Genomic DNA, 12,998 nt, shown 5'->3' with positions numbered 1-12,998 from the left:
GGGAGCCGCGCGGCTCCCTTCTACTATACCTTCAAACGCTTACGCTTTCAGCTTACGCATCACCAGCGTGGCGTTGGTGCCGCCGAAACCGAAGCTGTTGGACATAACGGTCGTCAGCTCACGTTCGGTGGTTTCAGTCACGATGTTCAGGCCAGCCGCCTGCTCGTCCATCTCTTCGATGTTGATGCTTGGCGCGATAAAGCCGTTTTCCAGCATCAGCAGAGAGTAGATCGCTTCCTGCACGCCCGCCGCGCCCAGAGAGTGACCGGTCATGGCTTTGGTTGCAGAGATAGCCGGGCTGTTGTCGCCGAACACTTCACGGATCGCACCCAGCTCTTTCACGTCGCCTACCGGCGTTGAGGTGCCGTGGGAGTTCAGGTAGTCGATTGGAGTATCAACACCGTGCATCGCCATCTTCATGCAGCGCACCGCGCCTTCACCGGATGGAGCAACCATGTCAGCGCCGTCAGACGTTGCGCCGTAGCCCACGATCTCAGCATAGATGTGCGCGCCACGCGCCAGCGCGTGTTCCAGCTCTTCAACCACAACCATACCGCCGCCGCCAGCGATAACAAAACCGTCGCGGTGTGCATCATAAGTACGGGACGCTTTGTCTGGCGTTTCGTTGTATTTAGTGGACAGTGCGCCCATCGCGTCGAACTCACAGGCCATTTCCCAGCCCAGCTCTTCGCCACCGCCAGCAAATACGATGTCCTGTTTGCCCAGTTGGATCTGCTCAACCGCATTACCGATACAGTGTGCGGAGGTCGCACATGCGGAGCTGATGGAGTAGTTCACACCGTGGATTTTGAACGGCGTTGCCAGGCACGCGGAAACCGCTGAACCCATGGCTTTGGTCACAACATATGGACCGACCGCTTTCAGGCCGCGCGGGCTGCGCATGGCGTCAGCACCGAACACCTGAGCTTTAGAAGAACCGCCGGAACCTGCAATCAGGCCCACGCGTGGGTTGTTCTGGTAAACGTCTTCGCTCAGACCAGAATCCTTGATCGCTTCCTGCATGGAAAGATAGGCGTAGATAGAGGCATCGTTCATGAAACGAACCACTTTACGGTCAATTAAACCGGTGGTGTCCAGTTTAACGTTACCCCATACGTGGCTACGCATTCCAGAATCTTTAAACTCTTCAGAGAAAGTGATCCCGGAGCGTCCTTCACGCAGAGATGCCAGGACTTCCTGCTGGTTATTACCGATGCTGGAAACGATGCCCAGGCCAGTAATCACTGCACGTTTCATTCAATACCTCTGTAAGTCGCACTATAAAAAGTTTCGAGTCGCACAATAGCGTACACTTGTACGCCGAACAAGTCCGATCAGCCATTTTCTGTGGAAATTTGCACCGATGGGCTCACATCGCTAAGATCGTGCCACTGCCTGTCGGACGAGTAACTTACGTGAAACAAAACGCCATACAACCTGCCAACCTCGAATTCAACGCTGAGGGTACACCTGTTTCCCGAGATTTTGATGACGTCTACTTTTCTAATGATAACGGACTGGAAGAGACGCGCTATGTTTTCCTCGACGGAAATCATCTCGGCACCCGCTTCCCTGAGCATCCGCGCAGGCTGTTCGTCGTGGCGGAGAGCGGTTTCGGCACCGGGCTGAATTTTCTGACCCTCTGGCAGGCATTCGATTGTTTTCGCGCTGCATACCCCGAGGCTACCTTACAAAGATTACATTTCATCAGTTTCGAAAAATTTCCGCTTACCGCGCACGATCTGCGGCTTGCCCATCAGCGCTGGCCGGAGCTTGCCCACTGGGCGGAACAGCTTCAGACCCAGTGGCCACCGGCTATCGGCGGCTGTCATCGTCTGATTCTGGATGACGGACGCGTCACCCTCGACCTGTGGCTGGGCGATATTAACGACCTGACCGATAAGCTTGATGACTCAATGAATCAGAAAGTGGACGCCTGGTTCCTGGACGGTTTTGCGCCCGCTAAAAACCCGGACATGTGGAGCCCGCACCTGTTCAGCGCCATGGCACGTCTGGCGCGCCCGGGCGCGACGCTTGCTACCTTCACCTCCGCGGGCTTTGTCCGTCGTGGGTTGCAGGAGGCGGGGTTTACCATGCGGAAAACCAAAGGCTTTGGCCGCAAACGCGACATGCTGGTCGGGGTGATGGAACAGGATCTGGCGATCCCGGCGCAGGCCCCCTGGTTTGCCCGCCGCGCCAGCACCTCGCGTGAGGTCGCTATTGTGGGCGGGGGTATTGCCAGCGCCCTGCTCTCGCTGGCGCTGCTGCACCGTGGCTGGCAGGTGACGCTCTACTGCGCTGACGAGGCGCCGGCGACGGGCGCATCAGGCAACCGTCAGGGCGCGCTTTATCCCTTATTAAGTTCACACGATCCGGCACTGTTCCAGTTCTTCCCGGCGGCGTTTACGTTTGCTCGCCGCCTTTACGATAGCCTGCCGGTTGCGTTCGACCACGACTGGTGCGGCGTGACGCAGCTCGGCTGGGACGAGAAGAGCCAGCAGAAAATCACACAAATGCTGTCGCTGGGGCTGCCGGAAACCATCGCCCATGCAGTGACGGCTCAGCAGGTTGCTGAGACCGCTGGTGTCGACACCGGCTGCGGGGGTATTCAGTATCCACTCGGCGGCTGGCTGTGTCCGGCTGAACTGACTTCTGCGGCGATAGCCCTCGGGCAGTCGCGTGGGTTGACAGTGCATTATGCCCATAAGGTTCAATCGCTAAGCCGCACTGCACACTGGAAGCTGCGTTTCGCTGACGGTAAAGAGGCGCAGCATGCCAGCGTTGTACTGGCCAACGGACATCACATCACTCAGTTTACCCAGACAGCGTCATTGCCGGTTTATCCAGTCGGCGGCCAGGTGAGCCATATCCCGACCGCGCCCGAACTGAGCAAACTGCGTCAGGTGCTGTGTTACGACGGCTACCTGACGCCGCAAAATCCCTCCAACGGCCATCACTGCATCGGCGCCAGCTACCATCGCGGTGAAACAGATATGCAGTACAGCGAAGCGGATCAGCAGCAAAACCGACAGCGCCTGGTCGACTGTTTTCCGGATGCGTCGTGGGCGAAAGAGGTTGATGTCAGTGAGGGTCAGGCGCGCTGCGGCGTACGCTGCGCGACCCGCGATCACCTGCCGATGGCGGGAAACGTGCCGGACTATGACGCCACGCTTGAAGTCTATCAGGATCTTGCAGACAACAAAGAAACGGCGGTAAATGCGCCCGTTTATACGGAACTGTTTATGTTGGGTGGCTTAGGCTCGCGGGGATTATGCTCCGCGCCATTGCTGGCTGAAGTGCTAGCCGCGCAAATGAGCGACGAGCCGGTTCCGCTGGACAGGGTTACGCTCGCGGGGCTGAATCCAAACCGACTGTGGGTGCGGAAATTGCTGAAGGGGAAAATGGTCAAGTAGGGTGCGGTCTGGTGCCCTCACCCCGGCCCTCTCCCTGTGGGAGAGGGCGGTGATACACTTACTTCGCTTTCGCCTGCTGGAACAAATTATCCCACATGCCCAGCACTAAAGACTGGTCGCGCGGAGAGAGTTCCCCGGCCTGAATAGCGTTTTCCAGGCTGCGAGTGACTTCCGCGTGAACGGCGTCGGCAGAGTGATCGTCCCCGGCTTCCAGCGCGGCTACCGCCAGCGTCAGGTGACCACGCAGATAACCGCTGGCGAACAGCTCATCATCACTGGCGTGTTCCACCATGTCATCAATTAACGCCAGAATGCGTGATTCAAATTCTGCGATCATCTTCTTTCCTCTGTTAAAGATCTTCCGGCCACGGGAAGCATTCCGCCGTGATCTCCGGCGTGTGGTAATAATTCTGTAAAGCCTCGATCAGGCGTGCCGGACGTGCCGGGATGCCTTTCTCAAGATATTCCATCACCTGCGCATGAACGCGGCGCTGGAAGACGATACGGTCTGGCTCGAAGTCGCCTTCGAGGTTGTCACAGCTCACGTTGAACGGGAAACCCGCCGCCACGCAGAACAGCCATTCCAGCGCCTGGGGTTTCACCTCCACATCTTCAAACTGCCCCTGGGTGGCGGCGTCGCGCCCGTCCGGGCAGTACCAGTAACCAAAGTCCACCAGCTCGCGACGCGCTTTCCCGGCGATACACCAGTGCGAAATTTCGTGCAAACCGCTGGCGTAAAAGCCGTGGGCAAAGATGATGCGGTTATACGGAACCTCGTCATCAGCAGGAAGATAGATCGGTTCGTCGTCGCCTTTAATCAGACGGGTATTAAAATCATCAGCAAAACAGCTATCGAAGATCTCAATCAGCTGTTCGTAGTTATGCGTACTGTTCATTAGTTCATCCCCAACCAGGTGAGGATCTCCTGTCCATGGCTGTCATAAAGAAGTTTGGCGCTCATCACCGCCGAGACGACAACAATCATCGGGCGGATCAGCTTTTGCCCTTTGCTTAATACCAGACGCGAGCCTGCGCGCGCGCCCAAAAACTGCCCTGCCATCATCACAAACCCGGTTGCCCAGATAACCTTGCCGCCAATGATAAACAACAGCAGACCGCCGACGTTGGAGGTCGCGTTGAGGACTTTGGCGTGGGCGGTGGATTTGGCGAGGTTGAACCCGGCCAGCGTCACGAATGCCAGCGCGTAAAACGAGCCTGCCCCCGGGCCAAAGAAGCCATCGTAAAAACCGACGCAGCCACCGGCGATCAGCGCAAACGGCAGGCCGTGAAGGCGACGCTGTCGATCTTCTTCCCCGAGCTTTGGCATGAGTAAGAAATAGAGGCCGATACAGATAACCAGCAGCGGCAGGATCTGGCGCAGAATGTCGGACTGTACGTGCTGGACCAGCAGCGCGCCCGCCGTTGAGCCAATAAACGTCATCAGGATATTGAGCTTCTGATCGGCGAGATTCACCACTTTACGCCGAATGAAATAGAGCGACGAGGAGAGCGAACCGCCGCATGCCTGGAGTTTGTTGGTGGCAAGCGCCTGGGCAGGGCTCATGCCTGCCGCCAGCAACGCCGGAACGGTGAGCAACCCGCCGCCGCCCGCCAGGGCATCGATAAATCCTGCTAACATTGCAACAAAAAAGAGCACCGCCAGCAGCAGCGGTGACACCATGAACAGATCGACGAAATTATCCATTAAAGTACATGCTCATCCAGTAGCGCCTGGCAGGAAGGCGGCAACGGAGGCGGTGTCTTCTTCTCAGGCTTAGAGGTTCCAGGCTTGGCTGGTTCAAACCAGCTTTGCAGTTCGTAACCACAACCATCGCCAGGCGGTGGCAGCGGCTGATCTTCACATTCCAGGCTGTTCGCCGGGCAGCGCAGGCGAACATGCATATGGGCACGATGCTGGAACCACGGGCGCACTTTACGCAACCAGTCGCGATCCGTTCCCGCATCCAGGCAAAGCTGCTGCTTGATGGCCGGATTAACAAAGATCCGCGTGACGTCGTTATCCTCTGCCGCCAGCTTAATCATGCTGGAAATTTCCGGCGACCATCGTGAGGCGACGACCCGTTTACCGTCGGCCGAGACCAGATCCAGCGCCTGCGGTTTCAGCAGCTGCGCTGAGCTCCAGCGCGTTTTCGGCAATTGCAGGAAGATATCCACATCCAGTCCGGTCTGGTGGCTGGCGTGACCGCCGTTAAAGCGGCCACCGGCAGGCATCCCCATATCGCCAATCAGCATCGTGCCCAGCCCCAGATTATGCACCTGGTTGCCAAGACGCTGAATAAAAAGCACCAGGTCAGGATGGCCGAAATAACGGCGCTGGTCGGTGCGCATCACCTGATAGGTATCCGATTGCAGCGGAAGTTCCTGCGCGCCGACGATACACCCGTTGGAGAAAGCGCCAATGGACTGCGCGCTCCCCGCTACCGGGTGGGTGATTTTCTGCCACGGCGTAGCGGCCAGGCTTGCTCCACTGGCCAGCAGCGCCAGCAGAGCGATTGCGGTTTTTTTCATAGTTACCAGCGTGGAATGGTGGTCGTCACATCCGCATTCTGCGCGCGCTGGCGCAGGAAGTGATCCATCAGCACGATCGCCAGCATCGCTTCTGCGATCGGTACCGCGCGGATCCCCACGCACGGATCGTGACGCCCTTTGGTGATCATCTCAACTTCATCGCCAGCGCGGTTAATCGTGTGGCCCGGCACGGTAATGCTGGACGTGGGCTTCAGCGCGATATTGGCAATAATTTGCTGCCCGCTGCTGATGCCGCCCAGAATGCCGCCCGCATGGTTGCTCTGGAAACCCGCCTTCGTGATTTCGTCGCGGTTCTGGCTGCCGCGAAGCTTAACCACGTCAAAACCGTCGCCGATTTCAACGCCTTTCACCGCGTTGATGCTCATCAGCGCGTGGGCGATGTCGGCGTCAAGGCGGTCAAATACCGGCTCGCCCCAGCCAGCCGGCACGCCGTCGGCTACCACGGTGACTTTCGCACCAATGGAATCGCCCTCTTTTTTCAGGCCACGCATCAGCTCATCCAGCGCGTCCAGCTTGTCGGCATCGGCGCAGAAGAACGGGTTAAGTTCTACCTGATCCCAGTCTTTGATTGCCAGCGGAATGTCGCCCATCTGGGTCAGACAGCCGCGGATAACGATGCCGAATTTCTGCTGGAGATATTTTTTGGCAATCGCCCCTGCCGCCACGCGCATCGCGGTTTCACGTGCGGAAGAACGTCCGCCGCCGCGATAGTCGCGAAAGCCATATTTTTGTTCGTAGGTGTAATCAGCGTGGCCCGGACGGAAGACGTCTTTAATCGCGCCGTAGTCCTGAGAACGCTGATCGGTGTTTTCAATCAGCAGACCAATGCTGGTCCCGGTGGTACGGCCTTCAAATACGCCGGAGAGAATTTTGACCTGGTCCGGCTCGCGACGCTGCGTGGTGTAGCGAGAGGTACCCGGACGCCGACGGTCAAGGTCATGCTGTAAATCGGCTTCGGTCAGTTCGATGCCTGGCGGGACGCCATCAACGATACAACCCAGTGCCAGACCGTGCGACTCGCCAAAGGTGGTCACACGGAATACCTGTCCAATACTGTTTCCTGCCATCACGGCTCCGATGTTGTTGTTTGTGTTTGAGCGTTGTGAAACGGGCCGAAGCCCGCTGGATTAATCTTTGTAAATACTGAAGTATTCGCGTGCATCAAGCAGCTGCGCCTTGGTCAGCATAAAGACGCCGTCACCGCCGTTGTCGAACTCAAGCCAGGTGAACGGCACATCCGGGTACTGCTCTATCAGATGTACCATGCTGTTGCCCACTTCACAAATCAGAACGCCGTCGTCGGTCAGATAATCCGGCGCGCAGGCCAGGATGCGGCGGGTCAGCTTCAGCCCGTCAGAGCCGGACGCCAGACCCAGCTCCGGCTCGTGACGGTACTCGTTCGGCAGGTCGGACATGTCTTCTGCATCCACGTACGGCGGATTGGTGACGATCAGGTCGTATTGCAGCGTCGGCAGGTCGCGGAACAGGTCAGAGCGGATAGGCGTGACGTGATGAATCAGCCCGTGCTCTTCAATGTTGTGTTCGGTGACGGCCAGCGCGTCGGTGGAGATATCGACGGCGTCCACTTCCGCTTCCGGGAAGGCGTACGCGCAGGCAATGGCGATGCAGCCGCTGCCGGTGCACATATCAAGAATGTGCTGCGGCTGATGGTTAATCAGGCCGTCAAAGTGGTTGTTGATCAGCTCGCCAATCGGCGAGCGCGGCACCAGCACGCGTTCATCAACATAGAACTCATGGCCGCAGAACCAGGCTTTGTTGGTCAGGTAAGCCACCGGAATGCGCTCGTTCACGCGACGGATCACGCGCTCAACGATGCGGTGTTTTTCGCTGGAGGTCAGGCGCGCGGTGCGCATGTCTTCCGGAATATCCAGCGGCAGATAGAGAGACGGCAGCACCAGCTGAACGGCCTCATCCCACGGGTTATCCGTACCGTGGCCGTACCAGATATTGGCGGCGCTGAAGCGGCTAACCGACCAGCGCAACATGTCCTGTATGGTATGCAGCTCGTTTACTGCTTCATCGACAAAAATTTTATCCACTCTTTCCTCCAGGGCATGCTCGCATAATTTTCGGCGGCTAGTTTGCCATGAAGACGGCGATAAATCAGCAATGACGCGTGTCGCTTGAGGTTAAAAAATGCGTTTAGTCGGGTACACTATCGGAAATACGAGATGAGAATGACGAATGAAAAAGAAAACATCGCTCAGCGAGGAGGATCAGGCTCTCTTCCGCCAGCTGATGACCGGGACGCGTCAAATCACGCACGACACCATTGTCCATCGCCCGCAGCGTAAAAAAGTCAGCGAGGTTCCGGTCAAACGTCTGCTCCAGGAGCAGGCCGATAACAGCCACTATTTTTCAGATGAGTTTCAGCCGCTGCTCAATACTCAGGGTGCGGTGAAATACGTGCGCGAAGACGTCAGCCATTTTGAACTGAAAAAATTACGCCGGGGAGATTACTCGCCGGAGCTGTTCCTCGATCTGCATGGGTTGACCCAGATGCAGGCGAAACAGGAGCTGGGGGCGTTGATCGCGGCATGTCGTCGCGAGCATGTTTTTTGCACCTGCGTAATGCACGGCCACGGCAAACATATTCTTAAGCAACAGACACCGCTGTGGCTGGCTCAGCACCCGCACGTGATGGCGTTTCATCAGGCACCCAAAGAGTACGGCGGAGATGCCGCATTGCTGGTATTGATTGAAGTGGAGGAGTGGCAGCCGCCAGAGTTGCCCTGACAGGATGGCGGGAGGCACGCTGCACCCCGCCATATCGCACGTCACGTCAGATGGCTTTTGCCATCTTCAGGTTGCACGGACTCATTTGCCAGTTAAAGACCCCTTTGCCGGTTTCGTCGAGGGTGACGTTGGCAATGGCGGACGTAGTGAACATCGGTGGCGTTTCGCCCGGGCACAGCTCAGATACCAGATAGCCGACCAGCGGCAGGTGGGAAATGACCAGTGCGGAAGCGACACCTTCATTGCACAGCGCCTGAAGATAAGCACTGACAAGGCCAACATCGCCACACGGCGTAAGTTCAGGGAGCACATCCACACTGGATGGCAGGTTCATACACTCCCCTACCACATCCAGCGTCTGTTCTGCCCGCAGGAACGGACTCACCAGAACGCGTTCAATGTCCACTTTTTGACCTTTAAGCCATGTCGCCATCTGACGGGATTCGTCGCAGCCACAGACGGTTAAAGGACGTACTGAGTCACTGGCGGCATCGAGTGCCGCGTCGCCGTGACGCATGATAAAAACTTGCATATTGCACCGCTTTTGTTAACCAGAATCACCGGCGTTAACTACCCGCGATTAATGCTCTGAGGTAGAAAACCCGATGGCCGGGCATTGTGCCTGATCCATTCGGTGAATGAAACGCTGTTTTTTACCTCAATGGCGTAAGTATAGTCAATCTCTGTTTACAATTTCGCCAGAACAGGTTCCATCACCTCAGGATTTACCCTTCTTTGACTTCAGTTTACGCAATCAGTTTCCCTTACGGGCCAGAATGTCTGACCCCGTTCCGCCATCTGCAATAATTCGTCACAAGGTGTAAACCGTGGACCATATTGCGAGGCCAGACGTTGCAGAATCGCAACCACTTCACCCGCCCCGAGGGTATCCATATACCGGAACGGACCGCCAAGGAATGGCGGAAAACCGATACCAAACACGGCGCCGATGTCGCCGTCGCGTGCGCTCTTGATCACCTGCTCACCAAAGCAGCGCGCCGCTTCATTGAGCATCATCATTACGCAGCGCTCAGCACACTGAACCGCCGACAATTTTGCCTGACCCATGACAGGAATAAGCGCATAAACCGAAGGGTCGACCTGTTTCTTGCTTTTACGCCCTTTCGCGGCGTAAAGATAGAAACCGCGTTCATTTTTTCTGCCTTTGCGATCGTCCTTCAAAATTGCAGAAACAAAGTTTGCAGGCGGCGCAAAACGATCGCCATAAGCCGCTTCCAGCACAGGGATAATTTTAGTCCCCGTATCAATTCCTACCTCATCCAAAAGTTGGATTGGGCCGACGGGGAAACCAAACTTCACCAGAGCGTCATCGACGTGCTCAATTTTCTCCCCTTCCGTCAGCAACCGCATCGCTTCGTTAATGTACGGTGCCAGAATGCGGTTGACGTAGAAGCCGGCTTTGTCCGCGACCACAATCGGGGTTTTGCCCTGTTTTTTCGCCAGCTTCACCACGGTGGCAATAGTTTGCGGGCTGGTTGTGGCATGCGGGATAACCTCCACCAGCGGCATTTTTTCGACAGGGCTGAAATAGTGCAGCCCTATCACCTGCTCCGGGCGCACGGCTTTCGCCGCGATGTCGCCGATCGGCAAAGACGAGGTATTTGACGCGAAAATGGTGTGCGGCGCGCAGTGCTGTTCAACGTCCGCCACCATCTGCTGCTTAAGGGCCAGATCTTCGAACACGGCTTCAATCACCAGATCGCGGTGTGCAAACCCACTGTAGTCGGTGGCGCCAGTGATCATCGCGAGGGTTTTATCGCGCTCACTGGCCTTGATATGGCGGCGTTTCACTTTGCGATCAAGGTTCTGCCAGCTGTACTGCAACGCGTGGTTGATACCCTTAGGGTTGATATCTTTGATACGTACGGGCAATTTGCCTTTGCTGGCGGTGACAAATGCGATGCCGCCGCCCATCAGCCCACCACCCAGAACGCCAACGGCGCGCAGCAGAGCCGGTTCAGCTTCACTGCCCGGATCTTTTTTAACCTCCGTGCTGGCAAAGAAAATGCCGCGCAGCGCCTGCGACTGCGGCGTCATCGCCAGCTCGCCAAAGGCTTTCGCTTCCGCAGCATAACCGCTGCTGCTGCCCTGCGATAAACCGGTTTCAATCACCTTCAGAATGCGCGTCGCTGCCGGATAATTCCCTTTGGTTTTTTGCTCGGTTTTTTTACCCACCATATTGAACAGCAGCGTGCGCCCCAGCGGCCCGGCGAGGATACGCTCGCGCACCGGCAGAGGGCGTTTCGCCTGACGACCTTTCAGCGCCCGCTCAACGGCGGCCTCAAGCAAGATGGCGTGCGGAACGACCTCATCAACCAGACCCGCCTTTAATGCCTGACGGGCGCGCAGCTGTTTACCGGTTAAAATCATCTCCAGCGCCGTACTGACGCCCACCAGACGCGGCAGGCGCTGCGTGCCACCTGAACCGGGCAGCAATCCAAGCTGTACCTCCGGCAGTCCGAGTACCGTTTTCGCATCGTCGGTACAAATGCGGCTGTGACAGGCCAGCGCCAGCTCAAGCCCACCGCCCAGGCAGGCCCCGTGGATCGCAGCGACAACGGGTATCGACAGCGCATGGATCTCCGCCATTACCTGCTGCCCCTGACGCGCCAGGTCTTCTGCTTCCTGAGCGCTTTTCGCCCGGGCAATCATGTTGATATCGGCCCCGGCAATAAAGTTATCCGGCTTTGCCGAGATAAATACCAGGCCACGTATCGCTTTGTTTTCGCGGATCTGTCTGAGCATCGCACGCACCTGAACGCCGAACTCGGCCTTCAGGGTGTTCATCTTTTCGTCGGGTACATCAATGGTGATAACAGCCACGTTATCAAGGCGAACAGCCAGGTTAAATGCAGATGTCGTTTCCATTATTCAGCCTCCAGAACCATTGCTGCACCCAGGCCGCCCGCCGCACAGGCGGTAACGAGACCAAAACCGCCGCCGCGGCGACGCAGCTCGTGCAAAGTCTGGGTTATCATTCTCGCGCCGGTCGCCGCAAATGGATGGCCGTAGGCGATGGATCCGCCAAGCACGTTAAACTTACTCTGATCCACTTCGCCGGTCGCGTGGGCGCGGCCCAGCACGTCGCGGGCAAAACGTTCGCTCGCCAAAAGCTGCACGTTTGCCAGCGTTTGTGCGGCAAAGGCTTCGTGCATATCAATTAACGTGAGATCGGAGAGCGTTAGCCCCGCGCGCTCCAGCGCCAGCGGCGTGGACCAGGCCGGACCGAGCAGCATGTCCTGCCAGACATCAATGGCGGTAAAGGCGTAGCTACGCAAATAGCCCAGCGGTGTGATGCCAAGCTCTTTCGCCCGGGATTCCGTCATCAGGATCACGGCGGCGGCACCGTCCGTCAGTGGCGTACTGTTGGCCGCCGTAACGGTGCCATGTTTACGATCAAACGCCGGGCGCAGTTTTGCGTAATCCTCCAGCGTCGAGGTGCCACGGATATTGTTATCTTCCACCAGCGGTTCGCGGAAAGGCGGGATATAAGCCGTCATAACCTCGTCGGCAAGTTTGCCTTCCGACCAGGCCTTCGCAGCGAGCTGATGCGAGCGATGCGCCAGTGCATCCTGCTGTTCGCGGGTAATACCGTAGGTTTTTGCCATCTGCTCGGCTGTATCGCCCATGCGCAGGCCGGTGGAGTATTCAGCAACGGCAGGTGGCACGGGCATGAGGTCGCGCAGGCGTAAACGCGAGAAGAGTTTAAGCTTTGCACCGGTAGTGCGAGCTTTGTTGGCATCCACGAGGATGCGGGCCAGCTGTTTGCTGACGCCGATGGGCAGCACGGAGGAGGAATCCGCGCCGCCGGCGATCCCCGCGCGAATGGTCCCCGCCATCAGGCTTTCCGCCACGTTCGCCACCGCCTGGAAACTGGTGGCGCAGGCGCGGCTGACGCTGTAGGCGTCGGTATGAACATTCATGCCGGTACCCAGCACGATTTCACGCGCGATATTGGGTGCTTCCGGCATCTGCACCACCTGGCCGAAAACCAGTTGCTCAATAACCTCTGGCGGGATCTCGCTGCGAGCCAGCATCTCCCCCACTACCATTTTTCCCAGATCGACAGCCGGTATACCGTGAAACGCGGTTGCCTGACGCGCAAACGGCGTACGTAACCCGCTGATAATGGCAATGCGGTCACCGTGTCGGGTGATAAGCGGTAATGCCTGACTCATAACACTCCCCTGTAAAAAAATTTTGCGCGCACATTAAGTGGTCTGACCTGATAATAGTCTTAACTATTTTTTTACATTG

General features: G+C 57.3%; 12 protein-coding genes. 2 read left to right on the top strand and 10 right to left on the bottom strand.

Annotated elements, in window-relative coordinates; translation table 11 throughout:
• Positions 1-39: 39 nt before the first annotated feature.
• Positions 40-1,257, bottom strand: coding sequence for a beta-ketoacyl-ACP synthase I (gene fabB, locus CU081_RS11125; RefSeq protein ID WP_003861395.1), 1,218 nt, complete (start codon positions 1,255-1,257; stop codon positions 40-42).
• Positions 1,258-1,415: 158 nt separating this feature from the next.
• Here fabB and mnmC point away from each other — a divergent pair, with 158 nt between their 5' ends.
• A complete protein-coding gene (gene mnmC, locus CU081_RS11120; RefSeq protein WP_022651545.1) occupies positions 1,416-3,413 on the top strand; it encodes a bifunctional tRNA (5-methylaminomethyl-2-thiouridine)(34)-methyltransferase MnmD/FAD-dependent 5-carboxymethylaminomethyl-2-thiouridine(34) oxidoreductase MnmC in 1,998 nt (665 codons plus the stop codon).
• A 58-nt stretch (positions 3,414-3,471) separates the two neighbouring features.
• Here mnmC and CU081_RS11115 read toward each other — a convergent pair whose 3' ends face one another.
• Genes CU081_RS11115 through prmB form a run of 6 tightly spaced genes read right to left on the bottom strand, consistent with a single transcriptional unit; the run spans position 3,472 to position 8,023 of the window.
• On the bottom strand, positions 3,472-3,750 hold the full coding sequence (locus CU081_RS11115; protein WP_003861391.1) for a YfcL family protein: 279 nt from the start codon (positions 3,748-3,750) through the stop codon (positions 3,472-3,474).
• A gap of 13 nt (positions 3,751-3,763) precedes the next feature.
• Entirely contained in the window at positions 3,764-4,309 is a 546-nt protein-coding gene (locus CU081_RS11110; RefSeq protein WP_003861390.1) for an elongation factor P hydroxylase, read from the bottom strand.
• A complete protein-coding gene (locus tag CU081_RS11105; RefSeq protein WP_003861386.1) occupies positions 4,309-5,118 on the bottom strand; it encodes a sulfite exporter TauE/SafE family protein in 810 nt (269 codons plus the stop codon). The genes CU081_RS11110 and CU081_RS11105 overlap by 1 nt, the downstream gene beginning before the upstream one ends.
• Positions 5,118-5,942 carry a penicillin-insensitive murein endopeptidase gene (gene mepA / locus CU081_RS11100; RefSeq protein ID WP_003861385.1) on the bottom strand — a complete coding sequence of 275 codons (825 nt, stop codon included), beginning with the start codon at positions 5,940-5,942 and terminating at the stop codon, positions 5,118-5,120. The genes CU081_RS11105 and mepA overlap by 1 nt, the downstream gene beginning before the upstream one ends.
• A 2-nt stretch (positions 5,943-5,944) precedes the next feature.
• Complete coding sequence (gene aroC / locus CU081_RS11095) at positions 5,945-7,030, bottom strand: chorismate synthase (RefSeq protein WP_003861383.1); 1,086 nt, start codon at positions 7,028-7,030, stop codon at positions 5,945-5,947.
• 60 nt (positions 7,031-7,090) lie between these two features.
• Positions 7,091-8,023, bottom strand: coding sequence for a 50S ribosomal protein L3 N(5)-glutamine methyltransferase (gene prmB / locus CU081_RS11090; RefSeq protein WP_003861381.1), 933 nt, complete (start codon positions 8,021-8,023; stop codon positions 7,091-7,093).
• Between the two features lie 145 nt (positions 8,024-8,168).
• Between prmB and smrB the strand changes: the two genes are divergently transcribed.
• A complete protein-coding gene (gene smrB, locus CU081_RS11085) occupies positions 8,169-8,720 on the top strand; it encodes an endonuclease SmrB (RefSeq protein WP_022651546.1) in 552 nt (183 codons plus the stop codon).
• Between the two features lie 46 nt (positions 8,721-8,766).
• Here smrB and sixA read toward each other — a convergent pair whose 3' ends face one another.
• The 3 genes from sixA to fadI all read right to left on the bottom strand — a co-directional run bounded on the left by sixA (position 8,767) and on the right by fadI (position 12,919).
• Positions 8,767-9,252 (bottom strand): phosphohistidine phosphatase SixA, encoded by a 486-nt coding sequence (sixA, locus tag CU081_RS11080; RefSeq protein ID WP_003861375.1) that lies wholly within the window; start codon positions 9,250-9,252, stop codon positions 8,767-8,769.
• Positions 9,253-9,461: 209 nt separating this feature from the next.
• On the bottom strand, positions 9,462-11,609 hold the full coding sequence (fadJ, locus tag CU081_RS11075) for a fatty acid oxidation complex subunit alpha FadJ (RefSeq protein ID WP_022651547.1): 2,148 nt from the start codon (positions 11,607-11,609) through the stop codon (positions 9,462-9,464).
• Positions 11,609-12,919 (bottom strand): acetyl-CoA C-acyltransferase FadI, encoded by a 1,311-nt coding sequence (gene fadI, locus CU081_RS11070; RefSeq protein WP_022651548.1) that lies wholly within the window; start codon positions 12,917-12,919, stop codon positions 11,609-11,611. Before fadI ends, fadJ begins: the two co-directional genes overlap by 1 nt.
• Positions 12,920-12,998: the final 79 nt, after the last annotated feature.

Source organism: Enterobacter sp. CRENT-193, from assembly GCF_002787395.1.
Lineage (GTDB): Bacteria > Pseudomonadota > Gammaproteobacteria > Enterobacterales > Enterobacteriaceae > Enterobacter > Enterobacter hormaechei_C.
Note: the sequence above shows the minus strand (reverse complement) of the source record. Positions and strands in the feature narration are given on the sequence as shown.